The following is an 18,446-nucleotide window of genomic DNA, read 5'->3' as shown; positions in this document are numbered from 1 at the left end:
AGCAGACAACAGGAGATATCGGCATGAGTTCTGCGGAGATACCGGCGCGCCAGGAGCGCGGTGCGGTACCCGGTGCCCGGCAACTGCGCGAACTGTTCGCCCGCGACGGTGCCGTACGCATCGTCGGCGCACACAATCCGCTGGGCGCGCGCCTTGCCGAACGCGCCGGTTTCGACGGTGTGTGGTCGAGCGGCCTGGAGGTCTCGGCCTCCCAGGGCGTGCCCGACACCGACATCCTCACCATGAGCGAGCTGCTCGGCGTGGCCTCGTCGCTCGTCTCGGCGGTCGGCATCCCGGTGGTCGCGGACTGCGACGCGGGATACGGCAACGCCCACAACGTGATGAACATGATCCGCCGCTACGAGGCGGCCGGAATCGCTGCCGTGTCCATCGAGGACAAGCGCTTCCCCAAGGTCAACAGCTTCATCCCGGGGCGTCAGGAGCTCGCCCCCATAGCCGAGTTCTGCGGGAAGCTGGCCGCGGCCAAGGCCGCCCAGCGGACCAGGGACTTCATGGTGATCGCCCGTATCGAGGCACTGATCGCCGGCTGGGGCCCGGCGGAGGCGCTGCGCCGCGGGGAGGCCTACGCGGAGGCCGGCGCGGACGCCGTGCTGATCCACTCCAAGGACGAGAACCCGGAGGAGGTGCTGCGCTTCCTCAGCAGCTGGACCCTCCGGACACCGGTGGTCGTGGTCCCCACCACGTACCACACGGTGACCGCCACGGAGCTGGCCGAGGCGGGCGCCAAGATGGTGATCTACGCCAACCACGGTCTGCGCGCCGGGATCACCGCCGTCAGCGAGACCTTCGCCTCGATCCTGCGCGAGGACAGGACCACCGCCGTCGAGGCCCGGATCGCCCCGCTGGCCACCGTCTTCGACCTCCAGGGCGTGCCCGAGCAGAAGCGGTTCGAGGCGCAGTTCATCACCCCGCACGAGGGCCGGCCCCGAGCCCTGGTGGTACCCGGCGGCGCGGTGGCCGGAGCCGGGCCGCGCCTGCTGGAGGAGCAGACGTCCGCGCTGCGCCGGGCAGGTATCGAGTCGGTCGCCGTCGCCACCGCGGGGGCCGCCGTGGCCGAGTGCCCGCAGGACGTCACCCCGGGCGCCTCGCACACGGATGCGGCCGGAGCGGTGCTGGAGCTGCCGGGCGGCGGCGCGGGCCGCACGGTGCTGGTCTCGGCCGACTCGTTCGTCGAGGCGGAACCGCTGCGGCGGCTCATCGCTACGGACGCCGACATCGCCGTGCTGGTCGATGTCACGGCCGGGACCGGTGAACGGCCCGGTGCGCTGGGGCTGCGGCTGACCTCGGTGGCCCGTGACGGCCGCCGGATCGGCGGAAGCGAGGGCGGGGAGGTCGCCGGTCGGGCCGGGGACCGGGCGGACGGCGAGTTCGCCGGGGCCGCGGCGTTCTCCGCGGCCGGCATGGCACTGCTGCGCAGGGCCGCAGAGAAGCGGCGGGCCAACTCCGAACAGGCCGACCTCGCACGGCTGCTGGACGATCTGCTCGCGGACGGCCACCAGCCGCGCGCGGTCGAGATCGCGTCCGGCTGGCTCGAACTGCGTACCGACGACGACGTCCACCGCGCCACGCAGATGCTGGCAGCCCGGGAGGCGGCCCGATGACTACCTCCGGCCCGGGCGCACTGGACGCCCGCGCCCTCGTCACCGCGCTGCAGGACCGCGGATTCGGCCCCTTCACCGGCGTGCCGTGTTCCTTCCTCGGACCGGTCATCTCCCATCTGGAAGCCGAACATCCGCAGCAGTACGTGATCGCCGCCAATGAAGGAGAAGCGGTGGCGCTCGCGGCCGGAGCCCGCCTCGCGGGCCGCCGGCCGGTGGTGATCCTGCAGAATTCGGGGCTGGGCAACACCGTCAACCCGCTCACGTCCCTCTGCCACACCCTGCGCCTGCCGGTCCTGCTGCTGGTGACCTGGCGCGGCCGTCCCGGCCAGGAGGACGAGCCCCAGCACGAGCTGATGGGCCGCATCACCCCCGAGCTCCTGACCGCCATGGGCATCCGCAACGAGTTGCTCCCCACGGACCAGGCGGAGCTCGGCCCCGTGCTGGACGCCGCGGCCGAGCACATGGCCGTCACCGGGCTGCCGTTCGCCTTCGTCGTGCCCAAGGGCGCGATCGCCCCCCGTACGGGCGGGGGCGGCACCCGGCACCGGGACGCCCGCCTGATGAAGCGGGCCGAGGCGATCGCGCACGTCGTCGGTGCCATGGACCCCAAGACGCTGCTGGTGGCCACGACCGGCAAGACCGCCCGGGAACTCGAACGGGACTGGGACCGTCCGGAGAATCTCTACGTGGTCGGCTCGATGGGCTGCGCGTCGAGCGTGGCCCTCGGCGTGGCGATGCACGCCGCAGGCCGGAAGGTCGCGGTGCTGGACGGCGACGGCGCGGCGCTCATGCGCCTGGAGGCGATGGCCACGATCGGCCAGCGGCGCGACACCGACCTGTGCCATGTGCTGCTCGACAACGAGGCGTACGAGTCGACCGGCGGCCAGCCCACCGTCTCCGCGGGCGTCGACCTCTGCGCGATCGCCACCGCCTGCGGCTACCGCCACACCCGCGACGTCACGACCGGCGAGGCCGTGCGCGACGCCGTGCGGCACGCCCAGGAGGCGGGCGGCACCCATCTGATCCGGGTCCGCATCGCCCCGGGCTCCGATCCGGGCCTCGGCCGCCCGGCCTTCCCGCCGCCCAGGTCGGCGGCCCGGTTCATGGAGGCGGTCGCCCGATGAGCGCCGGTACGTACGCACACCCCGCACGCCTGGTCCTGATGAATCCGGGACCCGTCATGACGGACGGCCGGGTGCGCGACGCGCTCGGCGGCCCCGATCTGTGCCACCGGGAGCCCGAGTTCTCCGAACTCCTGGCCCGGGTGCGGCACCGCACCACCCTCGTCGCGGGCGGCGACGACCGCCACACCTCCGTGGTCCTGACCGGATCCGGAACGTCCGCCGTCGAGGCGGCCATCAGCTCGGCGGTCCCCGCGGACGGCGGCCTGCTGGCCGTGGACAACGGCCACTACGGTGAACGGTTCTCCCACATCGCGCGGGCCCACGGCATCCGGAGCCACCGGCTGGAGCTGGGCTGGGGCAACCCGGCCGACCCGGCCGCCGTCGACCGGGCGCTGTCCGGCCGCCCCGGTCTCACGCACGTCGGACTCGTCCACCACGAGACGAGCAGCGGCATGCTCAACGACGTGGCGGCGCTGACCGAGGTCGCCCACAGCCATGGGTGCGAGGTCATCGTGGATGCCGTCAGCAGCATCGGCGCCGAGCGCATCGGACTGGCCGAGGACGGGATCGACTGGCTCGCCGGATCGGCCAACAAGTGCCTCGAAGGTGCTCCGGGGCTCGGCTTCGTCAGTGCCTCCCGGACGGCTTTCGAAGCGCTGGCCGGTGCGCCGCGGCGCAGCTACAGCCTGGACCTGCACCGTCACTACCTGGCCCAGGAGAAGGCGCAGGCCCCGGCGTTCACGCCGGGCGTGCCCGCGTTCTACGCGTTCGACACCGCGCTCTCCCTGGCCGTCGCCGAGGGGTGGGAGGCCCGAAACCTCCGGTACCGGGGCCTGGCGCGGCAGCTGCGCGACGGACTGGAGGAGCTGGGTCTGGAGATCCTGCTCCCCCCGGAGCAGCGGGCCGCCGGGCTGACGGCGGTACGGATACCGGGGGGATGGAGCTACTCCGAACTCCACGAAGGCCTGCGCGCCCACGGGTTCGTGATCTATGCGGCCCAGGAGCAGCTGGCCCGCGACTACTTCCGGCTCTCGACCATGGGCTGCATGACCGAGGGGGACATCGGCCGCTTCCTGCTGGTGCTCCGTCGCCTCCTGGGGGATCGGGACGGGACGACGGGGACGAGGCAGGCGCGGACGCGGACCGGCGAAGGCGGGGAGGTGTGAGGTGACCACCCCCCGAACCGCGCTGCCGGACGGCGCCGCGGAACCCTATCGGCTGGCCCTGGTGGGCGGCGGTCCCAGGGCGACGTACGTCATGGAGCGGCTCTCGGCGACGGTCGGCCGGCTGGGTGCGCACGCCCGCCTGGAGGTGCGGGTCTTCGAGCGGACCGGGGAGTTCGGCGCGGGACAGGCGCACAGCCCGGCCCAGGCGCGGACGAGCTATCTCAACCGCATCGCCTGCCAGGTGAGTTTCGCCGCCGACGAGAGCACCCCGGGCGCGGGGCCGCTCCGGCCCGCCCCGGAGCGGCCCACACTGTACGAATGGTGCCGGCGCACCTTCCAGGAGACCGGGGACCCGGACTTCGACCTGCGCCCCGAGGACTGGCCGAAGCGTCATGTGCACGGGCGTGCCCTGAGCGAGATGTTCCGTGCGTACACGGCGGACCTGCTGCGTCACCCGGGCACCGAACTGCACCTGCACCAAGCCGAGGTGGTGGACCTCGCCCCGCTCGGGCGCGGCTTCGAGGTGGTGACCGCGGACGGGGACCGGTACCGGGCGGACGAGGTGCTGCTGCTGACCGGGCACTCCTTCCACGACCCGGGACGCGCCGCGAGCGCGCCAGGCGGCCGTACCCGCCACGTGCCGCACCCGTATCCGCTGGAGGCACGGCTGGGACCCGAGCAGTGCGGTCCCTCGGACGTGGTCGGCTGCATGGGCATGGGGCTGACCGCGATCGACACCGTGCTGCACCTGACGGAAGGGCGCGGCGGCACCTTCCAGCCGGACTCCGGCGGCGGGCTGGTCTATCTGCCCAGCGGCCGGGAACCCGAGGCCGTCGTGGCCTTCAGCAGGTCAGGGCTCTTCACCTTCGCCCGCCCCGACAACCACAAGCCGAACGGCGGCGACCACCCGGGCACGTTCCTGACGACCGGGGCGGTCGATCTGCTCCGGGCGCACCGGGGCACGCCGGCCTCGCCCGAGGCCGGGGCCGGCCGCGCGCAGCTCGACTTCGAGCGCGACGTCCTGCCACTGGCCGTGCTGGAGATGGCGCACCTGCACTACGTCACCCTCTTCGGCCCGGGTACCGCGCTGCTGCTGACGCAGCGGGTCCTGCCGCACTGGCTCGCCTTCCTGACCGGCGGCCCCGCCGCCCCGCGGACCGGCGACCTGCTGGCCCCCCTGGAGCGTGCGGCCGACGAGATCGCGGAGGTGCTGGACGCCGTACTGCGCGGTAAGCAGGCGGTGTTCACGGCGGAACGCACGGTCGGCTGGCCGGTCCGGGACGTCCTGCTGCACTGGGTCAGGACGGTCTACGGCGCCTCCGCGGCGTACGAGGTCCGGCGCTGCGTCGACCGTTCGGTGGCCCCGTCGGCGGAGACGGACGGGCTGGAGTCGCCGTGCGGGATGGACCCGTCGGTCCACGGCAACCGGTTCGACTGGCAGCGGACGGTCTCCCCGCTGCCGTCCTGCGGGTCCGCGGCGGAGGTCCGCGCGGCGGTGCTGGACTTCATGGCGCGCGACCAGCTGTGGGCCCGGCAGGGCAATGCCGGCAACCCGCACAAGGCCGCGGCCGACGGCGTCTGGCGCGATCTGCGCGGGGTGATCTCGTACGCGGTGGACGACGCCGGCCTGACGCCCGCCTCCCAGCGGCACTTCCTGAGCACGTGGGTGGGCCATCACAACCGGCTGGCCAACGGCGCCGCACCCGAGATCATGGCGAAGATCATCGCGCTGATCGAGCACGGGCTGCTGGACGTCGGGGCGGGACGCGACGCACGGGTCCGGGTCGACGAGGCGACCGGCCGGGCCTTCGTCGAGGGGCCGCACACCGGTCTGCGGCGCCCGGTCGACGTGCTGGTGGAGGCGCGGATGCACGGGTTCGACCCCCGGCTCGACGCGCTGCCGCTCTACCGCAGCCTTCTCGACCGTGGCCTGGTGCGGCTGTGGCGCAACGAGTCGCCCGGCGGCGAGGTCTTCGAGCCGGGTGGCCTCGATCTGACGGCGGAGTTCCATCCGGTCGGTGCCGACGGTTCCGCCGACACCAGGATCACCGTGCTCGGGGTGCCGTCCGAGGGGGCCCGGTCCTTCCTGCTGTCCGCCCTGCGCCCCCACGTCGACCACTACGTGATGCGTGACGTGCTGGTCTGGCTGGACGGATTCTGGCGCGCGGCCGGCGGCCGGCGACTTCCGGCAGCCGTCGCCGACGACGGCGTAAGCAATCGATAACCGGGCTTTAAGCGGGCGTGGTTAGTGTCGCACGGGGCCTGGATACGGGGTGCCCGCGTCATCCGCAACCACGCGAGCCAGCCATTCAACCGGGGGAAGAACTGTGATCATCAGCAAGCAGACGGATGCCAGGATGGGCTCTGTGGTCGAGGGGTTCGACATCGCCTCGGCCACCGCCGCCGATGTCGCGCGGATCAAGGAACTCGTCTACACGGACAAGATAGTCATCCTGAGGAAGCAGGAGCTCTCCACCGGGGCGTTCGTGGAGCTGGGCAAGCTCTTCGGCGAGCCGGCCCCCTACTACGAGCCCATGTACCACCACCCGGAGAACGATCTCGTCTTCGTCTCCTCCAACGTGCCGGAGGACGGCAAGCAGGTCGGCGTGCCCAAGACGGGCAAGTTCTGGCACGCGGACTACCAGTTCATGGAGAAGCCGTTCGGCTTCACCCTGATCCATCCGCAGGTGGTGCCCACCGGGGACCGCGGCACCTTCTTCATCGATCTGGGCAGGGCGTACGAGGCCCTCCCGCAGGAACTCAAGGACGCCGCCGCGCAGGCCCGGGCCGTGCACAGCCCCCGCCGCTTCTTCAAGATCCGCCCGGAGGACGTCTACCGTCCGGTGGGCGAGCTGCTGGCCGAGATCGAGACGAAGACCCCGGCCGTCGTCCACAACGCGGTGACCCGCCACCCGCACACCGGAGAATCGATTCTCTACATCAGTGAGGGGTTCACCGTCGGGCTCACCGACGAGGCGGGCAACGACCTCGGCGCCGACCTGCTCCAGAACCTGCTCGAAGCCACCGGTCAGTACGACCGGACCTTCGAGCACCCGCAGATCCATCTGCAGCGCTTCGACGCCGGCGACCTGCTGATCTGGGACAACCGCAGCCTGGTGCACCGCGCCCTGCACACGACGACGCCGAAGCCGGCCGTCTCGTACCGCGTGACCGTCTACGACGAGTACCCCTTCGACGCAGCCGTCTGACGCCACCCGCAACCTCGACAGGACAGGACCACCCATGGCCAAGTGTCCCTTCGACGGCACGCCCTTCGATGCCGCGTACTTCGACGACCCGTACGCCCGGTACAGCGAACTGCGGGAGGAGTCCCCGGTCCACCGCGTCTGGCTGCCGGAAGGAGTCCCCGTATGGCTGGTGACCCGGTACGAGGACGTGCACGCCTGCCTCAACGACAAGCGCCTGGTGCGCAGCCGCAAGCACGCCAACAGCGACTACCGCAGCGAGCTGCTGCCCGAGGCGGTACGTGACGGCAACCTCCACATGGAGGACGGCGAGATCCACACCCGGCTGCGCCGGTTCATGAACTTCGCCTTCACCCCCAAGCGCATCGCCGCGCTGCGGCCGCGCATGGACGAGGTCGCCGACGCACTGCTGGAGAAGCTCGCCACGGCCGGCGGCGGGGACCTGATGGCCGACTTCGCGGAGCCGCTGCCCATCGCCATCATCGTGGACATCCTCGGCATCCCGCGCGACATGGGCGGCGACTTCCACCTGTGGAGCGACCAGATCATGTGCGGCGTGCCCGAGGACGCCCAGAAGGGCGGCGCGGCACTGATCCAGTACACGTACCAGCTGATCGCCCGGAAGCGTGAGGAGCCCGGCGACGATCTGCTCTCGCACTGGGTCCACGGGAAGGACGAGGAGGGCAAGGGCCTGTCCGAGCAGGAGATCGTCGGCATGGCGTTCTTCCTCCTGCTCGGCGGCTACATCACCACCTTCGGCTCGTTCGGCACGGCGGTACTCGGACTGCTCACCCGTCCGGAGAAGGCCGAGGAGCTCCGGGCCCACCCGGAGCTGATCCCCGCCGCGGTCGAGGAGTTCCTGCGCTGGGACGGATCCGCGCAGAACTCCATCCGCCGGTTCGCCGTCGAGGAGCTGGAACTGGCGGGCACACGCATCGGCAAGGGCGACACCGTGATGCTCTCCATCGGATCGGCCAACCGCGACCCGCGGCGGTTCCCGGAGCCGGACGAGATGAGGTTCGACCGCGAGGACAGCGCCCAGCACCTCACCTTCGGCAGGGGGACGCACCACTGCCCCGGCAAGGAACTGGCCCGGATCGAGCTGCAGGTGATGATCGCGAAGCTGCTGCAGCGCTTCCCGGACCTGGCTCTCGCCGTCCCGGCCGATTCGGTCACCTGGCGCCCGAACTACACCTTCCGAGCCCCGCGTTCCCTTCCCGTCACGGTGTGACCGTGGCGCCCTGCCCCGAGGTTGGAACATGACGACGAAGTGCCCCTTCCACGACCGTGATGTCCCGTTCGACGCCGAGTTCTACGCCGACCCGTACCCGGTCTACACCCGGCTGCGCGAGGAGGCGCCGATCCACCGGATCTGCATGCCCGAGGGCAACGAGGCATGGCTGGTCACCCGCTACGAGGACGTCTCGGAGCTGCTGAAGGACCGCCGGCTGGTGCGCAACCACCGGCACGCCAAGGACTACAAGAACGAGGTGCTGCCCGAGTTCGTCCGGGCGGGCAACCTCCACATGGAGGACGGGGAGATCCACACCCGGCTGCGCCGGTTCATGAACTTCGCGTTCACCCCCAAGCGCATCGACGCCCTGCGGCCGTGGATCGTGGCCGAGACCAACCGCCTGCTCGACGAGGTCGAGAAGAACGGCGGCGGCGACCTGATGCAGATGATCGCCGCGCCGCTGCCGATCACCGTCACCGTCGAACTGCTCGGCATACCCAGCGACATGAGCGGACCGTTCCGGGACTGGAGCGACGCGCTGCTCGGCGGTGTCCTCGCCGACGGGCAGGCGGCCGGCAAGGCGCTGATCGAGTTCGTCTACCGGCTGGTCGAGCTCAAGCGTGCCGAGCCGGGCGACGACCTGATGTCGCACTGGATCCACTCGGTGGACGAAGAGGGCCGTCACCTGTCCGAGCAGGAGATCGTCGGCATGGCGTTCTTCCTCGTCATCGGCGGCTACGACACGACGGTCGGTTCCATCGGCAGCAGCCTGCTGGCCCTGCTGGACCGCCCCGATCTGGCGGAGCGGCTCAGGCAGGAGCCGGAGCTGATCCCGGAGGCCGTCGAGGAGCTGCTGCGCTGGGACGGCTCCGCGCACAACGCGTTCCGCCGGTTCGCCCTGGAGGACATGACGATCGCCGGCACCCCCGTCGCGAAGGGCGAGACGGTGATCCTCAGCATCTCGTCCGCCAACCGCGACCCGCGCCGCTTCGCGGAGCCCGACGTACTGGACTTCGACCGCGAGGACAAGCAGCACTGGGCGTTCGGCCGCGGCGCGCACCACTGCCCCGGCAAGGAACTCGCCCGCATCGAGATGCAGATCCTGGTCGAGCTGCTGCTGAAGCGCTTCCCCGGCATGGCCCTGGCCGACACCGAGGAGGAGGTGCAGTGGCGGCCGAACTATCTCATCCGGTCGCCGCGCAAGGTCGTGGTGACGGTGTGATGACCTGGACCGGCGAGCAAAGGCACCCGCAGTGAGCGCACAGACAGCCGGCCTCGACCCGTCCGGCATCCTCACCTACGACACCGACGGCGAACTGCTGCCCCTCGTGCTCCGCCCCTACCGGGAGCACTGCAAGTACATGAAGTCGGCAGCCCTGTCGACCGGTCCGGAACCGCACGAGGTCACCGTCTCCGCGGAGTTCGAGATCGGCGAGTCCTGCTACATCGACGACACCGGTCACTTCAACGCCGTCGAGTTCAACATCTGCTACAACCAGATGGCGTACTACCTGATCGCCAAGTCGGTCCGGGAAGGCCTGATTCCGGTCCTCCGGGAATGGTCCCTGGAGGACTTCTGGCGGCTGCAGCTGCCGAACATCCTGATCACGAGTTTCCGGAGCCGGTTCAAGCGCGAGATGCGCGGCAAGCGGTTCTCCGGGAGCGTGACCCTCACCGACACCGCCCGGCTGGAGAAGTCGGAGCGCTGGAACCCGCTGGTCGTACTCCATACGACGTGCCGGTTCTGGGACGGGACCGGCGGGGACAGCCGGGGTGAGGCGCGGATCGCCATCACGGATCCGGCATGACGGCGGAGAGGCAGACGGGGGCCGCCGTTCGGGAGCAGCTGGCGCGGACCCCGCGGGCGCAACGGCGCGCGGCTCTCGAAGCCTTCGTGAGCCGCGAGTTCAAGCAGGCGCTGCTCATGACGGACGCGGACGAACTCCCGCTCGACGAGAACTACTTCGACCTCGGGGTGACGTCCCTGCGCGCCGTCGAGCTGAGGCAGCGCATCGAGGAGCAGCTGGGGTGCGAGCTGGACACCTCGGTGCTCTTCGGGCTCTCGACCGTCCGGCAGGTGGCCGACCACCTCGTCTCGGTCGTGCTGCCCGATGCCGTTGTCCCCCGCAGACGCGAGCCGGAGGACGCACCGGGCCCGTCCGCTGAACTCCAACGGCAGGTCAGCGACCTGATCGCCGATCTGTACGAGTCCTGAGCCGCACCCGCCGCGCCAGAATGCCGTCGTAGGAGACCACGCATGCCCGACAGTCGTGACACCTTGCTCCGCGAGCTGATGCTGGAGAAGTACGAGCCGATCGCCATCGTCGGTGTGGGCCTGAGGTTCCCCGGAGGAGCCACGACACCGGCGGAGTTCGAGGAGTTCCTGCGCTCCGGCAGGTCGGGGACCGGCCCGGTCCCCGATGACCGGTGGGACGTCGAGTCCCTGTACCGGGAGGGGCCGGCCGAGAAGGGCAGGATCTCCGCGGCCGGCGGCGGTTTCCTCGACGGCATCGACCGGTTCGACGCCGCCTTCTTCAACATCTCGCCGAAGGAGGCGGCCTACGTCGATCCCCAGCACCGGCTGGCGCTGGAGACTTCCTGGGACGCGCTGGAGAACGCCGGCATCGATCCGGGCACGCTCCGCGGCAGCGAGGGCGGTGTGTACTTCGGCATCTCCTGCTTCGACTACCTCCTGGAGGTCGGCGAGCTCGCCCGGGAGGATCTCGACGCCCACACCGGTACCGGTACGGCGCACAGCGCGGTGCCGGGACGGCTCTCCTACCTGCTGGGCTGGCGCGGTCCCAGCATGGCCATCGACACCGCCTGCTCCTCGTCCATCGTGGCGCTGGACCTCGCCGTCACCGGGCTCAGGAAGCGGGACTGCTCCATCGCGCTCTGCGGCGGGGTCAACGCGATTCACCACCCGCTCAACCACATCGTTTTCTCCCAGGCCGGAATGCTCTCACCGGACGGCCGCTGCAAGACCTTCGACGACAGTGCGGACGGTTACGCGCGCAGCGAGGGCTGCGGCGTCGTGGTGCTCAAGCGCTTCTCCGACGCCAAGCGCGACGGAGACCGGATCCTGGCGCTGATCCGCGGGACGGCCGTCCGCCAGGACGGCGAGAGCGGCGGCCTGACCGTGCCGAACAGCACGGGGCAGCAGGGCGTCATGCGAGCGGCGCTCCGCAACGCCTCGCTGCAGCCCTCCGACATCCAGTACGTCGAGGCGCACGGCACCGGTACCTCCCTCGGCGACCCCATCGAGATGCAGTCGGTCTCGTCCGTCTTCGCCGAGTCGCACACGGTCGCCGAGCCGGTGGTCGTCGGCTCGCTCAAGACGAACGTCGGGCACATGGAGGCCGCCGCCGGTATCGGCGGCGTGATCAAGACCGCGCTCCAGCTGCACCACGGGTGGATCTACCCGCACCTGAACATGGAACGGCCCTCCCAGCACATCCCGTGGGACCGGTCGCCGGTGACCGTGCCGACCGAGGGGCAGCCGTGGAAGGCACCGGTGCGCCGGGCGCTGGTGAACTCCTTCGGTTTCGCCGGGACGATCGCCTCGGCGGTACTCGAACAGGCACCCGCGCAGGCGGCGCCGGACGTAGCCGCCCCGGTTGCCGGGGGGAACGAGGTGTTCGTGCTGTCGGCCAGGAGCGAGCGGGCGCTGCGCCGGCAGGCGGAGAAGTACCTGGCCTTCCTCGATGCCGAACCCGGGGCGGCCCTGCGGGACATCGCGTACACCGCCGCCGTCGGCCGCGCCCACTTCAGCCACCGGCTCGGCGGCGTGGTGGGCGGCCGCGACGAACTCGCGGCGCTGCTGCGCGAGCAGTCCGGCACCGCCGTCGGTGAGCAGCCGCGGGTGGCGATGCTCTTCACCGGACAGGGCGCGCAGTACCCGGGCATGGGCCGGTCGCTCTACGAGAACCATCAGGTCTTCCGGGAGCACATGGACGAGTGCGACCGGCTCTTCGAACCGCATCTGGGCCGTTCCGTCCGCGACCTCGTGTTCGGTGACGACCCCGCCGGCGAGCTCGGGCAGACGCGGTACACCCAGCCCGCGCTGTTCGCGGTGGAGTACGCGACGGCGCGGCTGTGGATGAGCTTCGGTGTCGAGCCCGCCATGCTGATCGGGCACAGCATCGGTGAGGTCGTCGCCGCCGCGGTCGCCGGACTCTTCTCCCTGGAGGACGCGGTACGCCTGGTCGCCGCGCGGTCCCGGCTGATGCAGTCGGTGTCCGCGCCGGGCGGCATGGTGTCCGTGGAGGCCGCGATGGACACCGTGGCGCCCTTCATCCAGGGGTACCGGGACGTGTCGTTCGCCGCGGTGAACACCCCGCAGTCCTGTGTCGTGTCCGGTGGCGCCGACTCACTGGCGGAGATCGTCGCCAAGCTCGGTGCACGCTCCGTCCGGACGCAGCCGCTCAAGGTCTCCCACGCCTTCCACTCGCCGCTCATGGCCGAGGTCTTCGACGAGTTCGCGGCCGCCGTCGCGGATGTGCGGTTCCACGAGCCGGACCTCACCCTGGTGTCGAACGTGACCGGAGGGGTCGCCGCCTTCGAGGAGATCTCGACGCCGGAGTACTGGGTCCGGCACATCGGCGCACCGGTGGAGTTCGCGGCCGGTATGCGGACCATCGCCGACCACGGGGAGCACGTCTTCCTGGAGGTGGGGCCGTCCACGACACTCCTCGGGCTGGGCCGGAAGTGCGTGGCCGGACCCGGGCACACCTGGCTGGCGAGCGCGCACCGTGACGACGCGGCCGCGGACACGCTCAAGCGGTCGGTGGCCGAGCTCTACCGCGCGGGCCTGGACGTCTCGTGGGCCGCGTACCACCGCGGCCGGGAGGCCGACCGGCTCACCCTGCCGACCTACGCCTACGACCGCCGCCGTCACTGGCTGCCGAGCCGTCGCGGCCTGACGTCCGGCAGCGGCGGGGGCGCGACCCATCCGCTGCTCGGCGCCGAGCTCCGCGACCGCCCGGAGCAGGGCGACGGCGCCCGGGTCTTCCTGTCCGTGATCTCCCCGGACAGCCCCGGATATCTGCGTGACCACGTGGTGCTCGGGCAGATCGTCGTTCCGGCCGCCTGCTACGTGGACCTGCTGCTGGCCCTGCAGGACTCGGTGTTCGGCGAGACCGGTCGGCCGCTGACGGACATCGACATCCAGGAGCCCCTGATCGTCTCCGACGAGTACGGGGTCGAGCTCCTCACCCGGTTGCGTACCGCGGACGACGGTGGCGCCGCCGTGGAGATCTCCAGCCGCGTCGCCGGGGACACGGACGCGAGGGAGCGGCTGCACGCCACGGCCCGCATCGGCGCGGCCGCCGGGGAGCCCGGCACACAGGACACCGCGGACGCCCTGACCGCGGCGGCGGCGGTCGCCGAGACGCCCGGCGAAGCCGTGTCCGCCGACGACCTCTACGGAGACTTCGAGGACCTGGGTCTCGCCTACGGCCCGGAGTTCCAGCGGATCACATCGCTGCGGAAGGAGGGCGAGGGCGTCGCCGTGGCCCACCTGAAGGGCCATGACACCGCGCTGGGGGAGTATCTCCCCCCGTTCGTCCTGGACAACGTGATCCAGTCGGTCGCCGGCGTGCTCGGCGACGGCGAGACCTATCTGCCCGTCGGCTTCGGTGTCGTGCAGTTCCTGCGCAAGCCCAAGAGCGGGACGCTGCGCAGCCTGCTGCGGCTCACCGGCGCTGACGCCGGGAACCGGGAGCGTACGGCGGACATGATGCTGCTCGACGACGGCCGGCCGGTGGCCGTCGTGCGGGGGCTGCGGTTCCGCCAGGTGGTCGCGGTGGGCGACGGGAACCGCCGTCGGCTGTTCCACGAGACCCGGTGGGTCAAGCGGTCGACGGTCCGCAGGACCGACGGACAGGAACGCGACATCCTGGTCGTCAACCGCTCCGCAGGACAGTTCGCCGGGACGGCCGGCCGGTTCGAGGAGGCCGGTGCGCGCCTGCGGTACGCGGCGGACGCCCATGAGGCGGCCGGTCTGCTGACGCAGGGAAGCCCGACCGACGTGTGGTGGTTCTGGACCGCCGGACCCGACCGGGACACCGCCGCGGGACTGCGCGACGAATGCGAGCGCAACTACACCGACCTGCTCGCCCTGATCGCGGCACTGACCGCCGGCGGCTTCGGACAGGGGCAGCGGCTCTGGTTGGTGACCGAGGGGGCACAACTGCTCCCGGGCGACGGGCCGCAGCCGGGACGGACCCCTGCCGCGGCGACACTGTGGGGCTTCGGCCGGTCGCTGGGCAACGAGTACCCGGCGTACCGGGTGACCATGGTCGACCTGCCGGGCGACGGCGGCACCGACTGCTCCTCGATGTTCGAGGAGTGCCTGACCGCGGAGGGCGAGGAGTTCCAGATCGCCTACCGCCGCGGGAAGCGGCATGTCCTGCGGGTCTTCCCCACCGGCCACGCGGACGGCCAGGACGGGAACTTCGAGCTCGCCAGTGCGAATCCCGGGGAGTTCTCCGGCATCAAGCGGACACCGGTGCCCGACGAGGCGCCGCGGGGCGACGAGGTGGAGGTGTCCGTCCGCGCCGCGGGACTCAACTTCAAGGACGTCCTCAACGCACTCGGCATGCTGAAGCAGCACGCCGACACCATGGGCGTCGAGTACCACCCGCTGCCCCTCGGATTCGAGGCGGCGGGCACGGTCGTCGGAGCAGGACCTGACGCCGCCTTCGCGGTGGGCGACGACGTGGTGGTGAGCCATCTGGGCTGCCTGCGCAAGCGCGTCGTGGTGCCGTCCGCGGCGGTGGTGCGCAAGCCGCCGGCCCTCGGCTTCGCCGAAGCGGCGGCCCTGCCCACGGCGTACACCACCGCCTACTACTCGCTGCACGAGCTCGCCGGCATGAAGGCGGGCGACCGCGTCCTCATCCACGCCGCCGCCGGCGGTGTGGGCCAGGCCGCGGTGGCGCTGGCCAGGCTCGCGGGAGCGGAGATCTACGCCACGGCGAGCCCCGGCAAGCACGCCTTCCTGCACGCCCAGGGCATCACGCACGTGATGAACTCGCGTTCGCTGGACTTCGCCGACGAGATCCGCCGCACCACCGGCGGAGCGGGCGTGGACATCGTCCTCAACAGCCTGAACAGCGACTACATACCTGCGGGTCTGAGCGTCCTCGCCGAGGGCGGGCGCTTCGTGGAACTCGGCAAACTCGGCATCTGGTCCGCGGAGCGGATGCGCGAGGCCCGGCCCGATGTCGCGTACCACAACTTCGATCTCAGTGAGTTCGACGCCGATGAGCTCCAGCAGATCAACAAGCGGATCCTGGAGACGGTCGCGGGCCTGCTCGCGGACGGTTCGCTCGCACCGATCACGACCACTTCCTACACCCTCGACGAGGTCGAGGAGGCCTTCGGCGTGCTCAGCCGGGGCGGGAACATCGGCAAGCTCGTCATCGACATGCGCGAACCGGCCGTGCTCGGTTCGCGCCCCGAGCCGGCCCCGGACCCCGGCAAGAGCTATCTGATCACCGGCGGCACCGGTGCCCTGGGAGTGGTGACCGCGCAGAAACTGGTGGCCCAGGGCGCCCGCCACATCAGCATGGTGAGCCGCCGGCCGGTGAGCGGCGAGGACGCCGCCGCCCTGCGGGAACGGATCGGCGAGGACGTCCTGCTCCACTTCCACCAGGGCGACATCGCGGACCAGGAGGACGTCGAGCGGATCATGGCCGAGATCGGCGCCGGCGGGCATCCGCTGGGCGGCATCGTCCATGCCGCGGGCGTCCTCGCGGACGGACCGGTGTCCGCCATGTCCTGGGAACAGCTGGACACCGTCTTCCGTTCCAAGGTCTACGGCACATGGCTGCTGCACCAGGCCGCCGAGGCCCAGGACGGGCTGGAGTTCTTCGTCGGATACTCGTCCCTCGCCGCGGTGCTCGGCCCGGTCGGCCAGGCCAACTACGCGGCCGGGAACGCCTACATCGACGGCCTGATGACACGGCGGGCCGCGGCCGGCACGCCCGGGCTCTCCATCGGCTGGGGCCCCTGGGCCGAGGTGGGCATGGCGGCCAACCTGTCCGCCCGGTCGGCCACCGGGATCGAGAGCCAGGGCTTCCGGTTCCTCAGGCCCCGGGTCGGCGCCAGGGCGTTGTGGACGGCGCTCGGGCAGCCGCTGGGCCATCTGACGGCCGGCGAGGTCGACTGGGACCGATTCGTCTCCCAGCGGCTGAGCGGCAACGCCCTGTACCAGCGGGTCGCCCGGGGAACGGCCGTGTCCGTGCGCACGATCGACCTCGACGAGCTGAACGCGCTCCCGCGGACGCAGCGGCGCGAGACGATCAACGAGGCGGTACGGGAACGGATCGCGTCACTGCTGCACTTCGACGGCATCGACGACATCTCCCCGCACGCCCGGTTCATGGACCTCGGCGTGGACTCGCTGGCCGCCGTCGAGCTGAAGAACGCCCTGGAGGTGATGTTCCGCGCCTCGCTGCCGACCTCGCTCGTCTTCGACTACCCGACGGTCATGCAGCTCGCCTTCTTCGTCGACGAACAGCTGGCCGGAGCCGCGCAGCTGCCGCAGGCGCACGGCGACGACGTCGCCGAGGTCACGTCGCTGCCGGCCGAGGACATCGACGCCGAACTCGAATCCCTGCGGAGCATGTGACCGGTGAAGGACTACATCGACTCGATCGAGCAGCTGTCCCACAAACAGCTGGTCGTGCTGCTCGCCCGGCAGCGACTGGCGGCCACCCAGGGCATCGCCGTGGACGGCATGGCGCTCCGCCTGCCCGGGGGGATCGACAGCCCACGGTCCCTGTGGACCGCGCTGCGCGAGGCCCGGGTCGTGACGGACGGCCCGCCCCGGATACCGGCCGACAGCCGGGGCCGGCCGCGCTGGAACACCGACGCACCCGATCTCGCCCCGTACGCCGCTCTGTTGGGCCGCGGAGCCTATGTCGACGACATCGACCTGTTCGACGCGAAACGGTTCGGCCTCGGCGACGAGGAGGCCGGTTTCGCGGACCCGCAGCAGCGCCTGCTGGTCACCTGCGCCGCCGAGGCGCTGGCGGACGCCGGTGTCGACGGGACGGACGGGCTGCGCACCGGGGTGTTCGCGGCGCTGAGCTCGGTGGAGTACCAGTACGCCGCCCTGCGCAACCGCACGGGCCGGGACGAGCTGTCCGCGCACATGGGAACCGGAGGTGCGCTCAGCGGGGCCGCCGGCCGGATCGCGACCTGTCTCGGGCTCTGCGGACCGGCCCTGACCGTCGACACCGCCTGCTCCTCCGCGCTGACCGCCCTGCATCTCGCCTGCGCCTCGCTGCGGTCGGGGGAGTGCGATGTGGCGCTGGTGGGCGCCTGCAACCTGCTGCTGGCGCCCGGGGCGTTCGGGGTGCAGGAGCGGGCCGGACTGCTGTCGGCGAGCGGCCGTTCGCGGCCCTTCGACGCGGCCGCCGACGGCTATGTGCGCAGTGAGGGCTGCGGTGTCCTCGTGCTCCGCAGGCAGCCCGACGCCGCACGGCCCTACGCCGTCGTCAAGGGGACCGCCGTGTACCAGCACGGGGCCCGCGACTCGATCTCCCGGGTGTCGGCCGCCGGCCAGGCCGTTGTCGTCCGGCAGGCGCTGAAGGCCGCCGGGTGCACCCCGGACGAGGTCGGGTACGTCGAGGCGCAGGCCAACGGGGTCCGGCTGGCGGGCGTCATAGAGGCGGAGGTGCTCGCCGACGTCTTCGCGCGGACCACCGCGGGCACGCCGCCGCTGGTCGTCGGCTCCGCCAAGGCCAACCTGGGCTACCTCGAGACCACTTCGGGGATGGCCGGCCTGATGAAGGCGGTGCTCAGCGTGCGGCACGGCGAGATACCGCCGCAGCCCGGTCTCGGACAGCTCGACCCGGACGTCCCCTGGCAGCGGCTGGGCCTCGAAATCCCCCGTGAGATCACTCCCTGGCCGGACGGGAGGCGACGGCTCGCCGGAGTGAGCGCGCACGGCTTCACCGGGACGTACGGCCATGCGGTCGTGGAGGCGGCCGCCCCGGAGGCCGCTCCGCGTCCCGAACGCCCGGCGGCTGCCGTGGGCGACCACCACTGGCCCGACACGCATCGCTGGTCATGACCACAGGAGCCCT

The 18,446-nt window shown here is 71.5% G+C and carries 11 protein-coding genes; all 11 read left to right on the top strand.

Annotation, left to right across the window (positions count from 1 at the left end; translation table 11 throughout):
- The first annotated feature begins 23 nt into the window (after positions 1–23).
- The 11 genes from ACFVXE_RS27040 (at position 24) to ACFVXE_RS26990 (ending at position 18,433) form a co-directional block, all read left to right on the top strand.
- The gene (locus tag ACFVXE_RS27040; protein ID WP_389674912.1) at positions 24–1,622 is read left to right on the top strand and encodes an isocitrate lyase/phosphoenolpyruvate mutase family protein; all 1,599 of its coding nucleotides are present in this window, start codon (positions 24–26) and stop codon (positions 1,620–1,622) included.
- Entirely contained in the window at positions 1,619–2,746 is a 1,128-nt protein-coding gene (gene aepY / locus ACFVXE_RS27035; protein ID WP_389674910.1) for a phosphonopyruvate decarboxylase, read from the top strand. The genes ACFVXE_RS27040 and aepY overlap by 4 nt, the downstream gene beginning before the upstream one ends.
- Positions 2,743–3,912: a pyridoxal-phosphate-dependent aminotransferase family protein gene (locus ACFVXE_RS27030; RefSeq protein ID WP_389674908.1), complete on the top strand. Its 1,170-nt coding sequence runs from the start codon at positions 2,743–2,745 to the stop codon at positions 3,910–3,912. Before aepY ends, ACFVXE_RS27030 begins: the two co-directional genes overlap by 4 nt.
- A gap of 1 nt (position 3,913) precedes the next feature.
- Positions 3,914–6,136: an FAD/NAD(P)-binding protein gene (locus tag ACFVXE_RS27025; RefSeq protein ID WP_389674907.1), complete on the top strand. Its 2,223-nt coding sequence runs from the start codon at positions 3,914–3,916 to the stop codon at positions 6,134–6,136.
- Between the two features lie 103 nt (positions 6,137–6,239).
- The gene (locus ACFVXE_RS27020; RefSeq protein WP_389674905.1) at positions 6,240–7,121 is read left to right on the top strand and encodes a TauD/TfdA dioxygenase family protein; all 882 of its coding nucleotides are present in this window, start codon (positions 6,240–6,242) and stop codon (positions 7,119–7,121) included.
- A 34-nt stretch (positions 7,122–7,155) separates the two neighbouring features.
- Positions 7,156–8,349 carry a cytochrome P450 gene (locus tag ACFVXE_RS27015; RefSeq protein WP_389674904.1) on the top strand — a complete coding sequence of 398 codons (1,194 nt, stop codon included), beginning with the start codon at positions 7,156–7,158 and terminating at the stop codon, positions 8,347–8,349.
- 28 nt (positions 8,350–8,377) lie between these two features.
- Positions 8,378–9,574, top strand: coding sequence for a cytochrome P450 (locus ACFVXE_RS27010; protein WP_389674902.1), 1,197 nt, complete (start codon positions 8,378–8,380; stop codon positions 9,572–9,574).
- Positions 9,575–9,605: 31 nt separating this feature from the next.
- The gene (locus ACFVXE_RS27005) at positions 9,606–10,160 is read left to right on the top strand and encodes an FcoT family thioesterase (RefSeq protein WP_389674900.1); all 555 of its coding nucleotides are present in this window, start codon (positions 9,606–9,608) and stop codon (positions 10,158–10,160) included.
- On the top strand, positions 10,157–10,567 hold the full coding sequence (locus ACFVXE_RS27000; protein WP_389674898.1) for an acyl carrier protein: 411 nt from the start codon (positions 10,157–10,159) through the stop codon (positions 10,565–10,567). Before ACFVXE_RS27005 ends, ACFVXE_RS27000 begins: the two co-directional genes overlap by 4 nt.
- A 42-nt stretch (positions 10,568–10,609) precedes the next feature.
- A complete protein-coding gene (locus ACFVXE_RS26995; protein ID WP_389674897.1) occupies positions 10,610–16,984 on the top strand; it encodes a type I polyketide synthase in 6,375 nt (2,124 codons plus the stop codon).
- A 3-nt stretch (positions 16,985–16,987) separates the two neighbouring features.
- Positions 16,988–18,433 carry a polyketide synthase gene (locus ACFVXE_RS26990; RefSeq protein WP_389674895.1) on the top strand — a complete coding sequence of 482 codons (1,446 nt, stop codon included), beginning with the start codon at positions 16,988–16,990 and terminating at the stop codon, positions 18,431–18,433.
- The last annotated feature ends 13 nt before the right edge of the window (positions 18,434–18,446 follow it).

The sequence above is a fragment of the Streptomyces sp. NPDC058231 genome (assembly GCF_042882275.1).
Classification (GTDB): domain Bacteria; phylum Actinomycetota; class Actinomycetes; order Streptomycetales; family Streptomycetaceae; genus Streptomyces.
This window is presented reverse-complemented; position numbering and strand designations above follow the sequence as displayed.